The sequence below is a fragment of the Acetobacter musti genome (genome assembly GCF_011516835.1).
Taxonomy (GTDB): domain Bacteria; phylum Pseudomonadota; class Alphaproteobacteria; order Acetobacterales; family Acetobacteraceae; genus Acetobacter; species Acetobacter musti.
The window spans coordinates 37,589-59,915 of sequence record NZ_WOTB01000015.1 but is presented as its reverse complement, the minus strand read 5'-3'; the positions used below and the strand labels follow the sequence as shown (position 1 = coordinate 59,915).

Sequence of the window (22,327 nt, the reverse complement as noted above, 5' to 3'; positions counted from 1 at the left end):
TCGGATCGCGCCGCCATTAATGAAATAAGAGGTCGCCTTTGTGATGACGTCGTATTTTTTCTGTCGTCGGCATGCGCGGAAAATTCTGGCCGGTGTAACCGCTGTCATGCTTTCCGCCTGTACGGGCCAGGCCGGCACGCCAGTACCCCCGGGATCTTACCCGCCAGGCACTCCTCTGGGTGGAACATGCAAGGCAGGTTTTTACACGTGTCAGCTTCCGCTCGCTTCTCCTGTCGGCGCACCATGCAGCTGCCCGGGACTTGGCGCGGCGTCTTACGGCAAGGTCTATCAGCAATAAGCGCGTCCCTTTTATGATACGTAAAGTGCGGTTCGATTTGCGTTTCGACGCCGCGAAGGTTACGTCGACTGGCGGCAGGGCAGCGTGACGTGTCGTGTCGTGTTATGCAGCCCACGCTATAAGGTCAGCAGAGAGAGACGCCACCGCATGAGCCCCAGTGACGACAGCTTTCGGTCACATTACTCAGCCGAACTTAGCGACGGGCGCTCCGCGAGACCGCGTCTGGCATCGATCATCCGGCTCGGAATCTGGTCGGTCCTGTATTTCCTGTTTTATCTCGCTCAGCAGATAGCGGAACTGCTGGCGCCTCTCGTGCTTATTCTCGGGATTGGCTGGGCAGCTCTGCCTCATGTCCTGGGAGCCGTATCATCCGGAGCAGGTAGTGTGGACGCGCAGGCGCGTGATGTTATGTCGCATGTCGCTGACGCGGTTCCCCACCAGATCCTGGTGGGATCGCATCTGCTTACGCCGTCAGGACTGATTTTTGACGGCGTGATGCTGATGGCGGTCGCCGCTCTCGGAGCAACGCTTTCAGCGGTCGCCGCCCGCTCTATGTAATCAGGTATCGCGACCCCCGACAGCCGGGCGTCGCATATATAGTCACAGCAGATTAAGAGCCGGCCAGATCTGGCGTAACGCTCCGAACCAGTGCCAGACGGCGGCTGTTCCGGCGATCGCACATACGCCACTTGCAATCCACGCTTTCTTCCAGAAAGCCGGCTGCTCCAGCAACGAAGGTCGTCTGACAATCTGCGGAGCCATGGAGCCGCGCTGAAGAACATCGTTCCGCAATCGCGAAGCGATATCGACCGTCGATTCGACATGACGGATTTCAGCGTCATCTGCCGTTTCCGCCGGGGCTGGCTCATGCTGAACCGGAGCCTCGCCGTGTGCTTCAGCCGCGTCTGTACCGCCGACAGTCGCCCAGACGGGCAGATCTTCTGTCTCTTCATCGGCCTGTTCCGGCTCCGGCGCGCTCACCGGAGCCGTTTGCTGAGCACGTTCCCAGGCTGGCACCCAAGGGGCCGCGGGTTCGTCCGATTGCGTTTCACGGACAGGCGTTTCAGCCTGGGGCGAGGCAGTTTTCGGTCCGGCTTCAGCTCCGGTGGCCTCTCCCATGCGGGCAGCCCTGAGGCGGGCCACCACATCATCAAGAGAATCCTGCGCCGGATGCTCGTCAGATGAACCGGCTCCCTCCGTTCCGGCACGATTTCCGGCTGAGGAAGGGAAGCCGGAGTGGTCAGCGTGCGGTTCCTGTCCGGTGTGACGCTGGTTACGCTGCATCAGAGCATGCAGGTCTTCCGGCTCCATATTGTCCAGATTTGCAGGCTCGTCAGCGAGACGCTCCTGCTCGTCCGCGTGCTGTTGCTGCCAGGACGAGTGAGCAATCTGATCTTCGAGCTCAGCTTCGTCCCAGACTGACATCTGCGGAGACTGCGATGTCCTGTTCTCGCTGGCATTTCGTGCGAGCGCCTCATCAAGAAAACTGAAATGAGTATGCTCTTCTGTCTCCACTTCCGCGTCAGATTCAGTCTGAACCGTGAAAAACGGCGATGTATGAGGCGCCTCTCCATGATGTGCCGGCGTTTCGTCGGTCTCAGGTCGGGATACGAAAGCTTCCACCGGGTTTTCTGACGGCGGCTGTTTGTCTGCTTCCGGTATTGTCTCTTCAGCTCCCCCGTCATCATGTCCGATGGCAGATGCGCTGGTTGCTGTTGTTTCCGGAGGCGAAACTACCGGTTCCTGAACCTCTTCAGACAGATGACCTGACGAGGCCTGATCGTTTGTGTGCAGAGAAGGTGGCGGTTCCCTTTCCTCCGGAATGTCCGACCGGACGTCCTGCGGCTCCGGGACCGGCTCTGATTCCGCCGGATGATGTGCCGGTTCTTCCTGTCCGTCCGTAGTTTTCGTGTCAGATACCAGGGCTGGCGTAGCGGGTGGGGCTTTACTGTCTTCTGCGGTTGCGGCCGGAGCAGGGCTTTCCGCCAGAGAGCCGGATGTTGCGGTCTCGACGCTTTTCGCAGTGATCGCCGGGACAATCCAGCTCGTGCCGCAACTCGCGCATTTAAGCACGCGGTCCTTTTTCAGATACGACGCCGGCACATTATATTTAATGCCGCAGGACGGACAAACGATTAGCATCCGGCTTCCTCAACTGGGTCACGGAGATACTCTCTCCATGATGCACTCAAATCTTTGTTAACAGTATGCCTCTGATCGGTTCCTAATTCCTAAACGTGATGGCGCAATCGGGAAAGGCTCCGGCAGACGGACATCGACACCTCTCTTCACGGTGCGCTATGCTGGTTCGTGTTCGTGAATACCCCAGCTTTCACCAGACCGGCTTCGCGCGTGTCGTTATGATCCGACTTCACAACGTCACGTGGCGTCACGCTGGACAGATGCGTGGCAGGCGGGGGGAGACGCTGTCCGCGCTCACGTCGATCAGCTTCACCGTGCCACAGGGCGAGTTTCGCTGGCTGCTGGGACCGTCAGGCGCCGGAAAATCCTCGCTCCTTCGTCTGCTGCATCTTGAGACACTGCCTGCTTCCGGCGAGTTCGAACTGCTTGGTGTCGATATACGGCCGGCGGTCGGACGCTCGGTTCTGGCCCGTCTGAGACAGCGAATCGGTATGGTGCATCAGGATTTTCGTCTCATGCCAACGCTTTCAGTCGCTGATAATGTGGCCCTGCCGCTGCGGCTTCAGCGACGTCATGAGACGGACGTCTCCACGGAAGTCGATGCGATTCTGAACTGGGTGGATCTTGCTGCGCGGAAAGGCGCCCGTCCGGCAGAACTCTCGGGCGGTGAACAGCAGCGTACGGCGATAGCCCGCGCGGTCGTCGCCCGTCCGGATCTGGTACTCGCGGATGAGCCGACAAATGCTCTCGAAGAATCTCAGGCGAGCCGGGTCATAGCCATGCTTCGGGAAATTTCGGCAATGGGTACCACCGTCATCGTCGCGACTCACAATGACGCCCTGGTGCGTCGTTTTCCCGCCCAGGCTCTGCGTCTGGAACATGGTCGCCTGGTGAGCAATGAGTGACCGCCGGGGGCGGCGGGTACGTGATGGCCTCGCTTTGTCCCATGCCCTCCCGGACCGCAGCCTCGTCGCAATGGTCGCCGCCATGAGCCTGCTGGCGGCTCTGACATGGGCGGGAGCCTTCGGCGCGTGGTCGCTGTCCGCCCGATGGGCGCATGGCGCGGCAAATCTCGTGACGATTCAGGTCCCGGACCCGGACAGACCCGCATCGCTTCCCTCGGACGACGCCACGGCGCAGGTTCCGGTTAAAGAAAATCAGACTGATCATCAGCGATCGCGTATTGATGCCGTGATGGACGTTCTGCGGGCGCAGTCTGCGCTGTCTGAAATCCATCGGCTTGACGCACGGGAACTGGATCAGATTCTCAGACCCTGGCTTGGCACGTCCGGAGTGGCGGCGCTTCCTCTTCCTGGCGTGATAGAGCTTCATCTCGCTCCGGGTGCGAGTCTGACGGACGGCCTTTCATCCCGTCTGGCCGGTCTGGCGCCCGGCACACTGGTGGAACGAAATGATGACTGGCGGAGCCGCCTTCAGATGGTTGCGCGAAGTCTTCTGGCCTGCGCGGCACTGGCCATCGTGCTGGTTGGCGGAATCGGTGTGGCAGTCATCGGGATGGCCACCCGTCTCGGCCTGGGTGCTCGCCGTGAAAGCATTGCGATTCTGCACGGTCTGGGCGCCGCAGACGGCTATGTCGCAAGCCGGTTTGGCAGACGCGTCGCCTGGCTTTCTCTGGCGGGAGGCATAGCGGGGACCTTGCTGGCGGTTCCCCCGATTGCGATTGTGGTCCGATTTATGGCTCCGCTTTCCGGTCCCCAGGCGGTGACAATGCCGGAGCAGGGTTATTCGACCATTCTTCCGGAAGCTTTTGCAGCTTTTACAGACGGCAGCGTACCCGGCGATCTTATGATCGGGCTCGCCTGCGTTCCTCTGTGTGCAATGCTTACCGCTCTGCTCACCGCGCAGGTCATCGTTCGGGTATGGCTGCGTCGCCTGCCATGACCGGGCCTGCGCGCCACAGATCATGGTTCTTCGCCATTTTATTTATCGTCAGTATTATGACGCTCTGGATCACAGGATTTGCCTGGTTTGTTCTGGATGCCCGACATCCGCCACGACAGCCTCCGCCATCCGACGGAATTGTGGCCCTGACAGGCGGAAACGGACGCATTGAAGCTTCTCTCGGTCTGCTCAGGAACGGTTCCGGAAAACTTTTGCTTATTTCAGGGGTTGATCCTCATGTCACACTGTCCGCCCTTGAGCCGGAACTGCCTCCGGCTCTCGCGAGACGTGTGACCCTTGGACGCCGTGCCACCTCGACAGCCGGAAATGCCGTGGAAACCACGATGTGGGTCCGTGACAATGAGATACACAGTCTGATTGTCGTGACCGCCGGATATCATATCCGCCGTGCGATGCTGGAAATGTCCCGCTCTTTGCCGGATGTCGCTCTTCATGCCTATGCCGTGCAGCCACCCGCACTGAGACGACCGTTCGATCGAAAGACCTTCCGGCTCATGGCCCGCGAATACGATAAGCTTCTGCTTGCCTTCATCGGACCCGCCAGTTTTTTTCGACACAGCAGCGACGCGTTCTGACAGAGATATCATTGCCCTGTAAGAAAAATCCTGTCTGACCCTGCGCATTCCGGATAAAAGATGCCGGTCCGGAGCGTATTTTCGCCCTGCCTCCGGTAACACCTTTATCTGTGTACATTCTGATACATGGCTTCCGTCCTCCAGCGAGAAACTTGCTTCTCCGCCGGACATTATCGTCTGGCGATGATCGTAAGCCGCACGGACGTAATTCCCTGTGCACAGCGGCTTTTCGACAGCCTGGAGCAGAACGCTGAATGGATCGTCTGATTGAGGATTACGCTCTTGTCAGTTCCGCTCGCGGGGCCGGCCTTGTTCATCGCGGCGGAACGATCGAGTGGCTTTGCATGCCGCGCTTTGACTCGGAAGCGATCTTTGCTTCCCTGTTAGGCACACCCGAAAACGGAGAATGGGCGTTGTGTCCGGCCGATCCGGATGCAGTTGTTTCGCGTCGTTATCTTCCTGATACGATGGTTCTGGAAACAGCATGGGAGACAGCATCCGGCCGCGCGATTGTTCTCGATTTTCTGCCACCTCCAGGTGACAGCGATCTTCATGAACTGGTCCGCATCGTTCGCGGTGACAAAGGTACGGTCGCCTTTCGTTCCAATCTCAGGCTCAGATTCGGTTATGGCGAGCGAATTCCCTGGATGCAGCGCCGTGAAGGAGCTCTCTATGCGTTCGCCGGACCCGACGCCGTAAGACTGAGCAGCAGTGCTGATCTCACCAATGTCGATTTTTCGACAGAAGGTGAGTTCGAAGTCTCCGCCGGACAGAGTGGTTTCGCGACCCTGGAATGGTTCCCGTCCCATATCTCACCGCCACTGCCGCGCGATCCCTACGCCCTGTTACGTCATACGATCGCGAGAGGACGGGAATGGTCATCCCACTGCCTCTATGACGGACCGTACGAAGGCATTGTCAGACGGTCATTGCTGACACTGAAGGCGCTGACCTATCAGCCCACCGGGGGCATCGTCGCTGCCCCGACCACATCTTTACCCGAAATGCCCGGCGGCGTGAGGAACTGGGATTACCGTTACTGCTGGCTTCGCGATGCGGCGTGGACAATTCATGCTCTGGCGATATCCGGCTACGTCGACGAGGCCAGCGCCTGGCATCAGTGGCTGATGCGCGCAACCGCCGGCGCGGTCGACGGGCTGCAGATTATGTATGGTCTGCATGGTGAACGCAGGCTGACGGAAGTCGAGCTGACGCATTTGTGCGGCTATGAGAACAGCCGGCCGGTCCGCATCGGCAACGGAGCGCATGATCAGCTCCAGCTCGATGTTTACGGATCGGTGATCGGTGGATTCGACGCCGCGCGGCGGGACGGACTTCCCGGTCTGGATACAGTGTGGCCACTGCAGCGCTCCATCGCGCAGCGGCTGCTTGGACTGTGGCGTGAACCGGATTCCGGTCTGTGGGAAGTCCGGGGCGGTACACGTCACTTTGTCTATTCGAAAATGATGTGCTGGTTTGCCTTCGACCGCATGATTGCCAGTGCAACAGATTTCAATCTCGATGGAGATGTCGAACTCTGGAAGGCGACGCGCGACGAAATTCATGCTGAAATTTGCGAAAAGGGGTTCGACCGGGAAACCAACAGCTTTGTGCAGTTCTATGGCGCGGACAGAGTGGACGCCTCGCTCCTCCACATTGCCCAGCTTGGCTTCCTGCCGACCAGTGATCCGCGCGTGCAGGGAACCATCGCACGAATAGAGCGCGATCTTCTTCGCAATGGGTTCGTCTGGCGGTATCCGCCCGATGGCGAAAGCGCGGATGGTCTCGCAGGTGAAGAGGGCTCATTTCTGGCATGCAGCTTCTGGCTCTGCGATGCATGGGTTATGAGCGGGCGACGGACCGAGGCGCAACAGATGTTCGAGCAGCTGATTGCCTGCGCCAACGATCTGGGACTGCTCGCGGAAGAATATGATCCTGTCACACATCGGCAACTCGGGAATTTTCCGCAGGCATTCAGTCACTTCGCCCTTGTTCACTCGGCTCACATGCTGGCCGGAAGCCTCATTTATGAAGGTGGCCGGAGAAGCGGGCGCAGACGTCCGAACGGCTGAACCGATGTCCTGAAGCTAAATTCGCTGAATCTGGATCGGGTTTTCCCGACGCTTATATATTTTGCACATACATTCGGAGCGATTTTCGGAGCTTTACCCCGAACCCGCAAATGGATCAGGCCCCTTTGAGCCAGATCACGTCAGACATAATGAGATGAATGGCGGCGCGATCCTTGCCGGCGTAGGCAAGAACCTGCTCAGTCTTCTGTCCGCAAAATATATAAACGCCTTCTGGTTATTTTGAGGCAGAACACCTTAATTCTTATTCCGGAATATGTCCGGGATATAAAACTCTCCGCTGATCTCACGTCAGTTTCGCTTCGGAGCCAGGCCGACGTCTGAGCAGATTTCCGGATATCACTTACTCGTGAGCGTTGCCGTACAGCCGCTCTGAGTCGTTCACAGAAAAAAGGCAATTTAGCGACTGCGTCGTGCCCCGGTACGTCTGCGCAGAAGGAAAACGGGACGATGGTTCATGCAGCCTCGATACTTTCTCGTCCGATCCGCGTGTTATCGGTCGCATCCGAGATGTTTCCATTCGTAAAGACGGGAGGCCTCGGAGACGTTGTGGCATCGTTGCCGGAAGCGTTGTCGAATTACGGCATTGAAGTGCGGACCCTTCTCCCGGGCTATCCCGCCGTGCTCTCCGCCATGAATGAAACGGCCAGAAGAATACCGTTTCTTCCGGAAATACTGGGTCATCAGGCGGCGATATGGTCATGCACAGCCGGAGAAAACGAGCTCCTGATTCTCGATATTCCGGAACTGTATGATCGCTCCGGAAATCCTTATCTCGGTCCGGACGGAAGCGACTGGGCCGATAACGGTATCCGGTTTGCCGGACTTGCACGTGCCGCCGCCTTTATCGGGCAGGGTTTTATTGAAGGATATCATCCCGATATCATTCAGGCGCATGACTGGCAGGCTGGTCTTACGGCAGCCTACATTCACTACGATGGCGAGAGCGTATGCCGGACCCATGGAATGTCTGGTCGTCCGAAGGTCGTTCAGACAATTCATAATCTCGCTTTTCACGGCAGTTTCCCGGCGGAACATCGCTCTCTCTTCGGTCTGCCTGACGCAGCCATGTCGATCGACGGCTGCGAGTTCTACGGCAACATCAGTTTTTTAAAGGCCGGACTCTTTTTTTGCGACTGGATCACTACGGTTTCTCCGACCTACGCGCATGAAATACAGGGTGCTGAATGGGGTATGGGTCTCGACGGCCTGCTTCGTTCACGGGCTGACTGCGTGAGCGGTATTCTGAACGGAATAGACACATCTATCTGGAATCCCGCGCGGGACCCTGTCGTCAGATTTCCTTACATGACGGGAGACGTGATTTCCCGTCTTTCGAACAAACTGAACTTTCAATCGGAATTCGGACTTCCTCAGGACCGGAACGCTTTTCTCGTCGGAGTTGTCAGCCGGCTGACCAGACAGAAAGGGATCGACCTTCTTCCCGAAATTATGGACCGTCTTCTGAGATTCAATACGCAGATTGTCGTGGTTGGCGAGGGCGACAGAGCAATCCATCGTATCCTGTCAGGGCTCCAGCGCAAATTTCCCCGACGTTTCGCCTGTCATCTTGGCTATAGTGAAGAGCTCGGCCACCGCATGCAGGCATCTGTTGACGCGTTACTGATTCCGTCACGATTTGAACCATGCGGACTGACGCAGCTCTGCGCTCTGCGCTATGGCGCAGTGCCTGTCGCATCCCGTGTGGGAGGACTCGCGGACACGATCGTGGACGCCAATGAGGCCGCCGTAAGCCGGGGCGTTGCAACCGGGTTCCTTTTCTCGCCGGTCGATCCGGCCTCTCTTGTTGCGGCGACGGAGCGGGCAAGAGCCCTGTTCAGAGAAGACCGTGAAGCCTGGATGGCCCTGCAAAGGAACGGAGCCATGACGGATGTATCCTGGCGCGGAAAAGCCGGACAATATGTGAGACTTTTCGCAAAACTATCCGGCGTCGAAATCGTTGATCAGAGCGGCCGGAATATCGTTCGTCTGCCGCCCGCAGGCAGCGCGGGGCTGAAATATGTGAAGCAGGCAAATCCAAAAAGACGAATAGCGAGAAAACCCGCAGCCTCGGGTCAGACACTGAGAACAAGAGTCTGAAGATCAGGGCCACCGCCCCGGAAACATGAGGTGCGGGACCATCGCGAACGATACTGACGGACGGGGAGGCTGGTGGGTGACGCGCAGACAGGATGAGTCTCTCTATATCGTCCCGGAACACGCCAGAGATCTTCTGGCCGGACGATGTCCGGATCCGTTTTCGATTCTTGGCCGTCATAATGCGGGTAAAGTCGATATTATCCGTGCATTTTATCCTGATGCGGCGAAGGTAAGACTGGTGGTGGAAAGACCCAGATCGGCACCCGCTGAGCGGGCAATGCGCCAGATCGATGACACCGGCCTGTATATCGGCACAGTTCCGCAGGGAGCCCGGTACCACTTCCGTGTTACATGGGCGGACGCGGTCGAAGAAGCGGCCGACCCATATTCGTTTGGTCCTGTAATCGACGAACACGACCTTCGGTTATTCGCGGAGGGACGCAGTTTCCATGCTGACGCAATGCTGGGTGCTCATCCTGTAACACTTCATGGCGTTGACGGTGTCCTGTTCGCGGTATGGGCGCCCAACGCGCTCCGGGTGTCGGTGATTGGCGACTTCAACATATGGGACGGCAGGCGTCATTCAATGCGGTTGCGACACACAGCCGGTATATGGGAAATTTTTCTTCCCGGCATCTCACCGGGCGAGCGATATAAATTCGAAATCATGGCGAAAAACGAAACGCTGCTTCCGCAAAAAGCAGATCCCTTTGCCAGATTTTCAGAACGCCCACCCGCCACGGCGTCCATTGTCACCTCCGGCGTCCGCTATGCGTGGGACGATGACGCCTGGATGGACACACGTGGCGCCCGGCAGGCGCCCGGTTCCTCTATCTCGATCTATGAGGTGCATATAGCATCGTGGCGCCGCCCTGGCGGCGACCCTGATCGCACGGCGACATGGGGTGACCTCACACGCGAACTGATTCCCTATGTGACACAGGCTGGTTTTACCCACATCGAACTGCTGCCCATCATGGAGCACCCGTTCGGAGGATCGTGGGGTTATCAGTCACTGGGTCTTTTCGCACCGTCAGCCCGGCACGGCACCCCTGCCGAATTCGCCGCCTTTATGAATGCATGCCACGCCGCCGGTCTCGGTGTCATCCTGGACTGGGTGCCCGCACATTTTCCCAACGATGTTCATGGCCTCGCGTGCTTCGACGGTACGGCTCTTTTCGAACACAGCGACCCGCGTGAGGGCATCCACCGCGACTGGAACACCCTGATTTATAATTTCGGGCGCCATGAGGTAAGGGAGTTTCTGATATCCAGTGCTCTGATGTGGCTGCAGCATTACCACGTTGACGGTCTGCGCGTCGACGCGGTCGCCTCCATGCTCTATCGCGATTACAGCCGGCAGGAAGGAGACTGGGTCCCAAATATTCACGGCGGACGGGAAAATCTGGAAGCCGTGAGTTTCATTCGTGAACTCACCGATGCCATTTCCCGGGAAGTTCCTGACGCAGTCATCATAGCAGAAGAATCTACCGCATGGCCGGGTGTCACGCGTGCAACATCTGAAGGAGGACTGGGCTTTTCCTTCAAATGGAATATGGGCTGGATGCACGACACGCTCTCATTCATTCAGCGTGATCCGCTCTGGAGAGGACATCACCTGTCTGAAATCCTGTTCGGAATGCACTACGGATTTTCAGAACGTTTCGTCCTCAGCCTGTCACATGACGAGGTCACACACGGAAAAGGATCTCTTATTGCACGGATGCCCGGCGATCACTGGCAGAAACATGCCAGTCTGCGTTCCTATCTGGCGTTCATGTGGTGTCACCCAGGCAAGAAACTGCTTTTCATGGGATGTGAACTCGCCCAGGCGCATGAATGGAATCACGACGGCGAAGTGGACTGGGCGGCAACCGGAGACCCGCTGAAAGCAGGGATGCAGGTTCTTGTCAGAGATCTGAACCGGACCATGCGTCTGTATCCGGCGCTGCACGAACTGGATTGCGATCCGGCCGGCTTTTCGTGGCTTATCGGTGACGATGTCAGCAACGCCGTTTTCGCGTGGATACGTTTCGCGGTGAGCGGATCGCCGGTTGTCATTGTATGGAACACAACGCCGGTCATCAGAGAAAATTACTGGACAGGCCTCCCTTCAGGCGGATACTGGCACGAAATTCTCAATACCGATGCGGGCATCTATGGCGGAAGCAATGTCGGGAATGGCGGTGGAGTCAATGCACAAAGTCGGCCAGCACACGGTCAGGACTGGTCCTGTGAACTGACATTACCGCCCCTCGCGGTCATCGTTCTCTCATCTGCCCGCACGGAGGTGTGATGCCGCCGTCTCTCATGCCCGGAAAACCGTGGCCACTCGGAGCGACCTATGATGGTTATGGAGTAAATTTCGCGGTTTTTTCCGCGAATGCGACGCGCATCGACCTGTGTCTCTTCGATGAAGCAGGACGAAGAGAAACCGCCCGTCTGCAACTGCCGGAATACACGGATGAAATCTGGCACGGTTATCTGCCTGAAGCGGAGCCCGGTCTGCTGTATGGATTCCGTGCCTTCGGCCCCTATGAACCGCTCCGCGGGCACCGGTTCAATCCGCATAAACTTCTGATCGACCCTTACGCGCGTGAACTCAGTAATGACATCCGCTGGACAGATGCGCTGTTCGGCTACAGGGTCCATTCACCGCGTGCTGATCTGTCGTTTGACAGACGTGACAGCGCTTCCGCAATGCCGAAATGCCGTGTGGTTGAGGGAAGACGTCGGATGGCGGATGTCAGTCCCGACATCGCTCCGGAAGATATGATCGTGGTGGAAGCTCACGTGCGCGGTCTTTCAATGAAGCGTTCCGGTGTGCCGGAAATCCAGCGCGGAACATTTCGTGCAATGTCAGATCCACGTTTCATTGAATATCTCGTCAGACTGGGTGTCACCACGCTTGAACTTCTGCCTGTACAGTCGTTCGTGACAGATCGTTTTCTGATTGAGCGCGGAGTAACGAATTACTGGGGGTATAATACTCTTTCCTTCTTTGCTCCGCAGCTTTCCTATGTCGGTCGGGGCCGGGCAGACGATTTCAGTGCGGCGGTCAGGAAGCTGCACAGAGCCGGTATCGAAGTGATTATGGATGTTGTCTATAATCATACCTGCGAAGGGAATGAACTCGGTCCGGTATTCTGTTATCGCGGTCTGGATAATGCCAGTTATTACAGACTGGTTCCCGGAAATGAACGTCATTACATTAACGATACAGGATGTGGAAATACGCTGAACCTGTCTCATCCGCGGGTGCTGCAGATGGTTCTCGACTCCCTGCGCTACTGGGTAACGGAATTCGGCATCGACGGCTTCAGATTCGATCTTGCTGTTATCCTGGCACGTGAAAATTACGGCTACGATCAGAGATCCGGTTTTCTCGACGCAATCATGCAGGATCCGGTTCTTTCGACCCGAAAGCTGATCGCGGAACCCTGGGACCCCGGACCAGGCGGCTATCAGACCGGAAATTTTCCACCTGGATTTATGGAGTGGAACGACAAATTCCGTGACACGACGCGCCGTTTCTGGCGGGGTGACGCCAAAATGCAGGGGGACATGGCGGCCCGGCTGGCCGGTTCAGGAGATCTGTTCGACAAAAGTGGCCGCCGTCCCTGGGCGAGCGTCAATTTCGTAACGGCCCATGACGGTTTCACGCTGATGGACCTTGTCAGCTACGCGCAGCGCCACAATGAAGCCAATATGGAAGATGGCCGGGACGGAGCACAGGAAAATTACAGCAGTGACTGGGGAACCGAAGGACCGACGGACGACACAGGAATTGTCGCGACGCGTGATCGCATACGGCGGTCCATTATGGCCACGATGCTGTTATCGCACGGCACCCCCATGTTGCTCGCAGGTGACGAATTCGGGCAGACACAGAATGGAAATAACAATGTCTATTGCCAGGATAACGATATATCATGGCTGGACTGGTCTCTCCTGAAAACTCCCCGCGGGCGTGCCATGTACGATTTTACCACGCGTCTAACATCGCTGAGAAAGACGCATCCTTCGCTTCGTACATCACGATACATGCATGGACGTCATAAGTTACGGCCCGATCTGCCGGACATCGCCTGGTTTAACGTTTCCGGGGAGCCGATGTCTGTCGATGACTGGAACAGCGACGATCTTCGGGTCGTGGGCGTAAGGCGCGCAGCGGGAAAAGGAGAAGAACTTGATATAACATGTCTGTTTCTGAATCCGGGAAGCAATGACGTGTCATGTGTTCTTCCCGGACCAGATGGCGAGTGGGTACTGCTGATCAGCAGTGCTGAAGAAAATTCAGACGAGGTGCAGGTGACGAAATCACCTGGCGGACGCAGCGTTGTACTGGTCGCGGCACATTCCGTGGCTCTGTTCAGACTGAATCTCGCGGGAACTGACACCAGCACGCGGAATGCGTGAAGGAGAGGTGGTCACGATGTCAGGTTTTTTCCGATATCAGCGGCGACAGGGCGCGACCCTGACCGGACCGGATCACACCCGCTTTCGACTGTGGGCGCCATCATGTTCCTCCGTGACTCTTGAACGTGAAGGACTGCCTGCTGTCCCCATGAGCCGCGAGCCTGATGGCTGGTTTCAGTGCGAGACCCAAAGCGGAGCCGGAGTGCGTTATCGTTATCGTATTTCCGAAGACCTGGCGGTTCCGGATCCCGCATCATGTTCGCAGCCGGATGATGTGCATGGTCCAAGCGAAGTGACAGATCCACTGTCTTACCGATGGGTAAATGACTCATGGCACGGACGTCCGTGGGAAGAGACAGTGATCTGGGAGGTGCATGCGGGGCTGGCAGGGGGCTACCGGAAACTTGCTGATGATCTGGCGCGCCTGGCCGGGCTCGGCATCACCGCCATTGAACTGATGCCGCTTTCGGAGTTCCCAGGCAGCAGAAACTGGGGATATGACGGCGTCTTTCCCTTTGCACCAGAGTCATCATACGGCACGCCTGACGATCTCAAATACCTCGTTGATCAGGCCCACGGTCACGGAATGATGATTTTTCTTGATGTGGTTTATAATCATTTCGGACCGGATGGAAATTACATGGGGCTTTACGCAGAGGAGTTCTTTGCCCGGGACAGCCTCACCCCATGGGGAAAAGCGATTGATTTTACCCGAAGAGAGGTGCGTGAATTTTTCCTGGATAATGCCCTGACATGGATCATGGAGTTCCGGTTTGATGGTCTCCGGCTTGATGCTGTTCAGGCGATCGATGACCGGAGCTGGCTTGAAGAGCTGCGTCATGTCGTATCGGAGACAACAGAAAGCGGTCGGTTTGTTCATCTGATTCTGGAAAATGAAAACAATGACGCCGGCCTGCTTCGGGACGGATTTACAGCTCAGTGGAATGATGACGCGCATAATGCACTGCACGTTATTCTTACAGGGGAAAACGAGGGCTATTACGGAAACTTTTCCTCCGATCCGATTATGGCTCTTGCCGCAGTTCTGGAAGAAGGTTTCTTCTTCCAGGGGCAGTTGTCTTCCGTAACCGGCAAACCGCGTGGGTCGGCGAGCAGCGATCTTCCGGCGGATAAGTTTATTTTCTTTCTGCAGAATCACGATCAGACCGGTAACCGGGCCATGGGAGAACGCCTGACAGTGCTGGCTGATCCCGATGCACTGAAAGCGGCGTATGCATTGATGCTGCTCTCACCTCAGATTCCAATGCTGTTTTTTGGAGAGGAGTGGGGATGCCGTAATCCGTTTTTCTTTTTTACCAGTCATAAAAATGAGCTTGCGGCGATTGTCAGGGAAGGCCGCCGCAGCGAATTTGCTTCATTCAGCCGGTTCCACGACCCGGAGCAGCGAAAGTTAATTCCGGATCCCAACGATCCGGACACGTTCAGGCGTTCACGTCCCGAAGGGTTCCGGAAAGACGATGCGGATCAGGGCGCATGGCTCTCTCTCACTGACGAACTGCTCACGTTGCGCCATCACCTTATTATTCCACGTCTGAAAGGTGCACACAGCGCGGGAGTAACGATACTGCCCAGAGTGAATGATGGGACAGGTTCCGATCTCGCTGTTGCGCTTGTCGCGCAATGGCGAATGAATGACGGCGCGATGCTTTCCATCGCTGTCAATTTCGATAAGACGCCCGCCCTGCTCATATTTAATCCTGAAGGAAAGCTGATTTACGCGCGGAACACATCGACAGGAAACTCAACGATAGAATCAAATAGTATCGCAGTATGGCTAAAGGACGAAAGCCATGTCTGATCAGGCTCTCATCAGAAGGGCCATAACGGCTGGTCTGAAAGTGCGCTGGCGGGATGCCGGGGGAGAGGTCCGGCGCGTCTCTCACGACAATCTGCAGTGCCTCCTGAAAGTGCTGGAGACGCCGGCCGACAGGCTGCCGGTCAATGGAATGCCCCCGATGATCGTGACGGAAGCGGGCTCCAGCACGCGTCTTGCTTCCTTAAAAGCAGACAGTTGCCGGGATGACGGGATACCGGGAACGGCAGAGCGTTTCGTTCTGAGGCTTGAAAACGGCACTGAAAAGACCGGCAGGCTGAAGACTGGAAAGGACGGTTCCCTGATCATACCTCCTGTCAGAGAAACAGGATATCATGAATTATTTATCGCAGAGCAGAAGATGGTTCTGGCCGTTGCGCCACGCAGATGCCCCGATCCGTTCGCTTCTTCCGGTCACGGGAAATCGCGATACTGGGGGCTCGCCGCACAGATTTATGCTTTGCGACAGAAAGGGGACGGCGGCATAGGTCATCTCGGAGCCGCTGGCGAACTGGCACGCACAATCGCACGGGCCGGCGCGGAAGCGTTAATGCTTAGTCCTGTTCACGCGATGTTCGCAGCTCAGCCAGAGCAATACAGCCCCTATTCGCCATCCAGCCGCCTGTTCCTGAATGTGTTGCTTGCCGATCCCGGAGCTGTTTTCGATGCAGCTGCAATCCGGGCAGCAACGCGGAGGACCCGGCTGGCTCAGAAGACACCTGAACGGCTGGAAGCGCTGGAATTCGTGGACTGGCCGGCAGCTGCAAAATGCCGTCTGAAATTGCTGCGGACGTTATTTGACGACCATATTTTTAAACAGGAGCCAGATGACTTTGCAGCCTTTATACAGGCTCAGGGAAAAGCTCTGCATGATCACGCTGTGTTCGAGGCACTTCATGCCCGTGAAGCGCAGCGCGGCCCGGGAGGCAGGGACTGGCGGCTCTGGCCAAAGCCTGTCCGTCGCCCTGGTACGCCAGAAGTCGATCGTTTTGCCCGCGACATGGCGCAGGACGTCAGTTTCCACCAGTTTCTGCAGTGGCTTGCATCGCGCAGTCTCCAGGCGGCGAATACAGACGCTGTAAAAGCCGGTATGAAGATCGGTCTTATTGGTGACCTTGCTGTCGGTGTTGATCCTGCCGGCAGTGAATGCTGGTCGAATCAGCATGATTATCTCATAGGTCTGTCGATCGGAGCCCCTCCCGATGCGCTGAGCCGGTCAGGCCAGAACTGGGGGCTGACGACATATTCGCCGCGTGCGCTCAAAGAAACTGGCTACAGAGCGTTTATCCGAACTCTCCGGGCCTGTTTTTCGCACACGGGCGGTCTTCGCATTGATCACGTGATGGGCATGGAGAGGCTCTGGGTCATACCTGACGGCGGTGGCCCGAATGACGGAGCGTATTTGTCATATCCCCGAGAAGATATGCTCAGGCTTGTGGCGCTGGAGGCGAGCAGAGCGGAGGCGGTGGTGATCGGAGAAGATCTGGGTACTGTTGAGCCGGATTTCCGCAAGGCAGCGAAACGGCGAGGCATTTTCGGTATGAATGTGCTTCCTTTTCAGCGTGATGAGACGGGCTCTTTTCTGGCTCCGTCAAAATGGTCGGAAACTTCAGTGGCCCTGACGACCACGCACGATCTGCCGACCATCGCCGGCTGGTGGCAGGGTTGCGATATCGCATGGCGGAAAAGGCTTGGTCAGTTCAGTTCCGGGTCCGGACTGGAACAGGCCGGGGAGGAAAGGGCCAGGGATCGTTTAGCTCTCTGGTCGTCGCTGAAAGCGGAAATGGACAGGCTGGATGGAAACAGAGACGCAGACAATGCGAAGCAGCCGGCTCCTTCTGACAAAGGAGCCGGAACAGTTGTGAATATGGCGATCCGGTTCGTGGCAGATACGAATTGTCCTCTGGCGATCATAGCCATGGAGGATCTTCTCGGGCTTACCGGACAGCCCAATATTCCCGGAACCATCAGCGGGCATCCGAACTGGTGCCGGCGTTATCCGCAGGTCACAAAAACTCTTCTTGTCCGTGCGGCGGTCGCGAGACGACTGGCGTTGTTACGCGCGGAAAGACCGGGGGTATGACAATCACGGAAGAAGCATCGCGCAGGGGCGGATATGGCGACCCGGTTCGCGCGACCGTGCGTCTGCAGTTCAGGCAGGGTTTTACCCTCGACGATGCAGCCGGGCTGGTACCGTATTTTGCGAAACTCGGCGTCAGCCATCTTTATGCATCACCGTTGTTCAGAAGTCGTCCCGGTTCATCTCACGGTTATGATATCCTTGATTGCGGATGCATCGATCCGGAACTCGGCGGAGAAGACGCACTGCGACGTCTGGCAGATGCTTTACGCCTCCACCGGATGGGGCTGATTCTCGATATCGTTCCTAACCACATGGCAGTTGGCGGCGAGGGAAATGTCTGGTGGGAAGATGTGCTCGCCTGGGGAAAAAACAGTTTATACGCCAGTTTTTTTGATATTTCATGGAAATCAGGTTCTCCGGAGAATCATGGAAAGATTATCCTTCCTTTTCTGGATCGCGCTTATGGCGCAGCACTTTGTGACGGCTTATTATCTTTAAAATATGATTATAAAACCGGACTGTTTTTCATTTATCATTATCAGCACAGATTTACCGTATGTCCGGCGCATTACGGACCGCTGTTAAAACTGGCAGAAGCGCCGCAACTCTTATGTGCCGCATTCTGCGCAGTCGCAGAACGTGCATCTCCGGATTCTGAAATTACCTCTGTTCTTCAGGAAGGTTCTTCATGGAGCAGAACTGCCGGTGGAGAAGAAGTTCTGAACCGGCTTTTCGCGTTACATGATCCGGCAACGCAGGATGGAAGAGAAAGGCTTCATAATCTGATCAGAAAGCAGCACTGGATCGCGACATGGTGGAGAACCGCAAACGATATCATCAACTGGCGGCGGTTTTTTGATAACACTGAACTTGGTGCCGTCGCCGTCGAACGCGAGAGCGTGTTTGACGTAACACATGCGTACGTCACGTCGCTTTATGCGCGTGGACTGATCGACGGCGTCAGGGTGGATCATATCGATGGTCTTGCCGCTCCTGCAGTCTACTGCAACAGGTTACGTGAGCGTTTCCAGAAGATGGCACCCTGCCGACCTGCCGATGCACCAGACCGGGCTCCGGTTTATGTAGAGAAGATCCTTGCTGGTACGGAAAAACTTCCCGTCAAATGGCATGTCGATGGCACCACCGGTTATGATTTCATGGATCAGGTCTCCGCAGTGCTGCATGATCAGAGCGGTGAAGCCAGCCTGAACGCGCTCTGGCGCGACTGTCACGGCGACCAGCCGACTATGGCGGCCACTGAACTGAATGCCCGCGACGAAATTCTGCCCGGGCTGTTCACTGCGGAGTTCACTCGTCTCGTGGATCTGTTCGTGAAAGCTCTGGCGGAAGAAGAGGGCAGGGAAGATAATGATGGATACAGCGGTCATGATGACACGGAAGCCGCGATCGCAGGCGTCATAAAAGCGTTGCTCAGGCATTTTAACCGATACCGGACATATTACGCGGACGGCATGTTGCTGGATCACAGCGCCGATTTTGTGGCACTGCGCGACGCCGGACAGAAGGCCCGTCAGGATCTTCTGCCGTCACGACATGATCTTCTTCGCCGTGTCACCACGTTGCTCTCATCACGTCCGGAGGACGTTCCCTCCGTTACCATCCGGGAAACGCAGCGTGCGTTCGAGCATCTGACAGCCCCTCTGGCAGCGAAATCCCTCGAAGACACCGCTTTCTATCGGTATGTGAGGCTCATATCTCGCAATGAAGTCGGCAGCGATCCGGACAGGCTGGCCCTCTCAGTTCCGGATTTCCACGCGGCATGTGCACAGCGGCTGCAGGACTTTCCGGACACGATGCTCACCACGGCGACCCATGATCACAAACGTGGGGAAGACGCCCGGATGCGGATTGCCGTTATCAGCGAAGCCGCCGACGAGTGGCGTACACTGATGCAACGCTGGTTGCCTGCTTCTGACGACCGTGCCGGCCCGGATCGTGTTGACGCGCTGATGCTGTTTCAGACCTTGCTTGGCGTCTGGCCGCCTGATGGGCAGTTCGAAGGCCTGAACGCGCGGGTTTCAGCCTGGCTTACAAAAGCTCTGCGCGAGGGAAAGCGTCATACGAACTGGCTGGACCCGGACGAAGTCTATGAAACGGCATGTCAGGATTATCTTGCAGCGCTTCTTGATCCGAAACGATCAGCCGCGTTCTTCATGGAGATGACTGCCTTCGCTGAAGACGTAGCCCCGGCTGCGGCGCTGAACAGTCTGTCACAGACTCTGCTGCGGCTCACGACGCCCGGCGTGCCTGATCTTTATCAGGGATGTGAACTCTGGGATTTCAGTCTGGTCGACCCGGACAACCGACGTGCCGTTGATTACCAGCGTCGCGAAGACCTGCTTCAGCAGGAAAACGATTTTGACGAGACAGCCACCCGATGGAAGGATGGGGTCATCAAACTGGAACTGATCCGCGCCCTGCTGCGGTGCCGGGCACAACACCCCCTTCTTTTCGCACGTGGCTCATACGAACCGGTGGAAACATCCGATGAACATCTGATCGTATTCCGCCGCGCGTATCAGAAAACACAGCTCCTGGTCGCAGCGCCCCGGCACATGTTCCGGCTAAATCCTGATGCTGTGACGCTCGTGCCGGCAACGTTACCGGCGCCGGTCCGGCTTCCGGATGTCTGCCGCGGTCTCTGGCGGAGTGTTATCCGTCCTGGACGTCAGATGATAGTCTCAGAGGAACCGGTCAGCCTGTGCAGCCCAGATATGGTTCCAGTGGAATGTCTCATCGCGGAAGCATGATCGCCCCAAAAATATTCACCCGATAGCCGGCTGACCATGGCGTAATACTTTACCAGACTGAGGAATGACACCGGAGGGCGCGGCGGGTAAGGTGCGTCCCGCAATGATGTATCTTCGTTTCTTCACCGACACCCGTCTCTTTGCCGCATCACTCGTAACGATTTTACTCTCCGGCTGCACATCTCCCGTATCGGTGCACAGCCTCAGCCTCACTCAGGCTTACCGGAACGAAACTCGCAGCGCTCTCTCGGGATGTATCCTCAGTAATCCAACCCGGATCGTTCTTGAGAGAGAAAATCTGCGCCAGTTGTGGCAGGATCATCCCGATGCAGCCATCGCGGCCCTCCGTTCTGTCACGGCCGCACACCCGGATGCGCCGGAGTTCAGTGACAGACTGTTTGCACTCGCTGAACTGAGCTATCTGCGCGGCCGCCGGACTCACGTCCGGGCTGATTTCATGGCGGCGGCATTATATGCATATGCCTATCTGGCTCCGGGAGAACCGGAGAATGTGCGTCCGAATGAATATGACGTACGGTTTCGTCAGGCTGGCGACATTTACATGCTGGGGCTGACGGAAGCGCTGGGATCGCCGGTTCAGATCAGCCGGCAGCACTGGCAGTTACCCACCGGTGCTCTCGATATCGACGTCATTCCCGATAACTTTACATGGCACGGCCACCCGCTGACCGACTTTCGGCCAACCGCCAGACTTTCAGTTGACGGCGTCAGAAATGTCTATCGCCATGCGGGGCTCGGTGAACCTCTGGCGGCGCTACCTCAGCTTTCAGGGGCGGAGGGTCGTTCTTTTCAGATCGCCGACAAGCTTCGTGTTCCGGCCAATCTGCTGCTGATTTTTGAGCATCCCCGGTCACAGATATTTTCTGACAGGATCAGTGCCAAGTTTATTGTTTCGTCCGTTGATGAAGAGAGTGATCGCGTTATCGGACGCAATTCTGCGCCGTTGCAATATGACCAGACAGCGGCGCGCGCCATCAGTCTTCAGGACTCAGTCGACTGGTCAAGCGAATATCGGGGTTTTCTGGACGGCAGTCTTTTTCTCGATGAACGAAGTCCCAGCCTGATCGCTGTGGCGCCCCATCAGTACGGGCATATGCCGGTCGTCTTCGTGCACGGAACAGCATCCGGACCGGCCAGATGGGCCAGCATGATCAACGATCTCCTGGAAGACCCGGCTATCCGGAGTCACTTTGAATTCTGGCTTTTTTCCTATGCGACCGGAAATCCGATTCCCTATTCAGCGCTCGAACTCAGGCGCTCGATTCAGCAGGCTGTCAGCCAGCTTGGCGGAGCAGGCGCTGATCCGGCTCTCGGTCAGATTACGCTCATCGGGCATAGCCAGGGCGGCCTGCTCGCAAAAATGCTTGTTATACAAGCCGGAAATCGTCTCTGGAGCGGCATAACGAAACGTCCCCTGGACACCCTGGATCTCCCGGCACGGGATCGCCATCTGCTTGAAGAAGCCATGTTTCCGACACCCATGCCGGAAGTTAACAGAGTGATCTTTATCTCCACACCGCAACACGGCAGCTACCTGGCTGGCTACTCCATCGCTCGCCTGGCCGGGCGTCTTGTCAGCTTTCCCGCGACCGTCACAGATATCCTGCAACAGGTCCTCTCAGGTAATGCACCGAATTCAGGAACGCGATTTGAATCATGGAGAGCCGGAAGCGTCTACGGCATGTCGCCCCGCAGCCCTTTCATCAGGGCACTTTCAGAAATTCCGGTGTCACCGGCCGTCCACGCTCATTCGATCATTCCGGTTCTGGGCGACGGTCCTCTGCAAAAGGCCGATGACGGCGTCGTCTCGTATGAAAGCGCACATATCTCCGGTGTTGATTCGGAACTGGTTGTTCGTCATTCAGGTCATTCGACGCAATCCGATCCGGTCACAATCGCAGAGGTCAGACGCATCCTGCATGAACAGATCAGGTCAGCGGAAAAGGCGCCAGCCGGGGAGAATGACGACACACATAGACCGGCTGCCGCTGTTCACCAGAATACAGTTCTCCATGATATGTCTGCTCGCAGCACAGAAATAGCAAAAGCTGCGAATGGATAACGCTGGTCA

General features: G+C 56.9%; 13 protein-coding genes. 12 read left to right on the top strand and 1 reads right to left on the bottom strand.

What is annotated here, in order from left to right; all coding sequences use genetic code 11:
• The first annotated feature begins 445 nt into the window (after positions 1–445).
• Entirely contained in the window at positions 446–856 is a 411-nt protein-coding gene (locus GOB93_RS12040) for a hypothetical protein (protein ID WP_173583748.1), read from the top strand.
• Between the two features lie 42 nt (positions 857–898).
• Here GOB93_RS12040 and GOB93_RS12035 read toward each other — a convergent pair whose 3' ends face one another.
• Positions 899–2,440 carry a zinc-ribbon domain-containing protein gene (locus tag GOB93_RS12035; RefSeq protein ID WP_173583747.1) on the bottom strand — a complete coding sequence of 514 codons (1,542 nt, stop codon included), beginning with the start codon at positions 2,438–2,440 and terminating at the stop codon, positions 899–901.
• Between the two features lie 218 nt (positions 2,441–2,658).
• Between GOB93_RS12035 and GOB93_RS12030 the strand changes: the two genes are divergently transcribed.
• From GOB93_RS12030 to GOB93_RS11980, 11 genes are all read left to right on the top strand, one after another.
• Positions 2,659–3,345: a cell division ATP-binding protein FtsE gene (locus GOB93_RS12030; protein WP_173583803.1), complete on the top strand. Its 687-nt coding sequence runs from the start codon at positions 2,659–2,661 to the stop codon at positions 3,343–3,345.
• Positions 3,338–4,342 carry a cell division protein FtsX gene (locus GOB93_RS12025; RefSeq protein WP_173583746.1) on the top strand — a complete coding sequence of 335 codons (1,005 nt, stop codon included), beginning with the start codon at positions 3,338–3,340 and terminating at the stop codon, positions 4,340–4,342. Before GOB93_RS12030 ends, GOB93_RS12025 begins: the two co-directional genes overlap by 8 nt.
• Entirely contained in the window at positions 4,321–4,938 is a 618-nt protein-coding gene (locus GOB93_RS12020; RefSeq protein ID WP_173583745.1) for a YdcF family protein, read from the top strand. The genes GOB93_RS12025 and GOB93_RS12020 overlap by 22 nt, the downstream gene beginning before the upstream one ends.
• A 254-nt stretch (positions 4,939–5,192) precedes the next feature.
• The gene (locus GOB93_RS12015) at positions 5,193–7,010 is read left to right on the top strand and encodes a glycoside hydrolase family 15 protein (protein ID WP_173583744.1); all 1,818 of its coding nucleotides are present in this window, start codon (positions 5,193–5,195) and stop codon (positions 7,008–7,010) included.
• A gap of 468 nt (positions 7,011–7,478) precedes the next feature.
• Entirely contained in the window at positions 7,479–9,128 is a 1,650-nt protein-coding gene (gene glgA / locus GOB93_RS12010) for a glycogen synthase GlgA (RefSeq protein ID WP_173583743.1), read from the top strand.
• Between the two features lie 76 nt (positions 9,129–9,204).
• Complete coding sequence (glgB, locus tag GOB93_RS12005; protein WP_173583742.1) at positions 9,205–11,424, top strand: 1,4-alpha-glucan branching protein GlgB; 2,220 nt, start codon at positions 9,205–9,207, stop codon at positions 11,422–11,424.
• On the top strand, positions 11,424–13,547 hold the full coding sequence (gene glgX / locus GOB93_RS12000; protein WP_194300049.1) for a glycogen debranching protein GlgX: 2,124 nt from the start codon (positions 11,424–11,426) through the stop codon (positions 13,545–13,547). The genes glgB and glgX overlap by 1 nt, the downstream gene beginning before the upstream one ends.
• Positions 13,548–13,563: 16 nt before the next feature.
• Entirely contained in the window at positions 13,564–15,366 is a 1,803-nt protein-coding gene (gene treZ / locus GOB93_RS11995) for a malto-oligosyltrehalose trehalohydrolase (RefSeq protein WP_173583740.1), read from the top strand.
• On the top strand, positions 15,359–17,464 hold the full coding sequence (gene malQ / locus GOB93_RS11990; RefSeq protein WP_173583739.1) for a 4-alpha-glucanotransferase: 2,106 nt from the start codon (positions 15,359–15,361) through the stop codon (positions 17,462–17,464). The genes treZ and malQ overlap by 8 nt, the downstream gene beginning before the upstream one ends.
• Positions 17,461–20,235, top strand: coding sequence for a malto-oligosyltrehalose synthase (gene treY, locus GOB93_RS11985; protein ID WP_173583738.1), 2,775 nt, complete (start codon positions 17,461–17,463; stop codon positions 20,233–20,235). Before malQ ends, treY begins: the two co-directional genes overlap by 4 nt.
• Before the next feature lie 64 nt (positions 20,236–20,299).
• Positions 20,300–22,318, top strand: a complete 2,019-nt coding sequence (locus tag GOB93_RS11980) for an esterase/lipase family protein (protein WP_242010739.1) — start codon at positions 20,300–20,302, stop codon at positions 22,316–22,318.
• Positions 22,319–22,327 lie beyond the last annotated feature (9 nt).

What these genes read in the sequence shown, in the direction of transcription:
- GOB93_RS12040 (WP_173583748.1), top strand. Translation starts at nt 446, where the DNA reads ATGAGCCCCAGTGACGACAGCTTTCGGTCACATTACTCAGCCGAACTT.
- GOB93_RS12035 (WP_173583747.1), bottom strand. Translation starts at nt 2,440, where the DNA reads ATGCTAATCGTTTGTCCGTCCTGCGGCATTAAATATAATGTGCCGGCG.
- GOB93_RS12030 (WP_173583803.1), top strand. Translation starts at nt 2,659, where the DNA reads ATGATCCGACTTCACAACGTCACGTGGCGTCACGCTGGACAGATGCGT.
- GOB93_RS12025 (WP_173583746.1), top strand. Translation starts at nt 3,338, where the DNA reads ATGAGTGACCGCCGGGGGCGGCGGGTACGTGATGGCCTCGCTTTGTCC.
- GOB93_RS12020 (WP_173583745.1), top strand. Translation starts at nt 4,321, where the DNA reads ATGGCTGCGTCGCCTGCCATGACCGGGCCTGCGCGCCACAGATCATGG.
- GOB93_RS12015 (WP_173583744.1), top strand. Translation starts at nt 5,193, where the DNA reads ATGGATCGTCTGATTGAGGATTACGCTCTTGTCAGTTCCGCTCGCGGG.
- glgA (WP_173583743.1), top strand. Translation starts at nt 7,479, where the DNA reads ATGGTTCATGCAGCCTCGATACTTTCTCGTCCGATCCGCGTGTTATCG.
- glgX (WP_194300049.1), top strand. Translation starts at nt 11,424, where the DNA reads ATGCCGCCGTCTCTCATGCCCGGAAAACCGTGGCCACTCGGAGCGACC.
- treZ (WP_173583740.1), top strand. Translation starts at nt 13,564, where the DNA reads ATGTCAGGTTTTTTCCGATATCAGCGGCGACAGGGCGCGACCCTGACC.
- malQ (WP_173583739.1), top strand. Translation starts at nt 15,359, where the DNA reads ATGTCTGATCAGGCTCTCATCAGAAGGGCCATAACGGCTGGTCTGAAA.
- treY (WP_173583738.1), top strand. Translation starts at nt 17,461, where the DNA reads ATGACAATCACGGAAGAAGCATCGCGCAGGGGCGGATATGGCGACCCG.
- GOB93_RS11980 (WP_242010739.1), top strand. Translation starts at nt 20,300, where the DNA reads ATGACACCGGAGGGCGCGGCGGGTAAGGTGCGTCCCGCAATGATGTAT.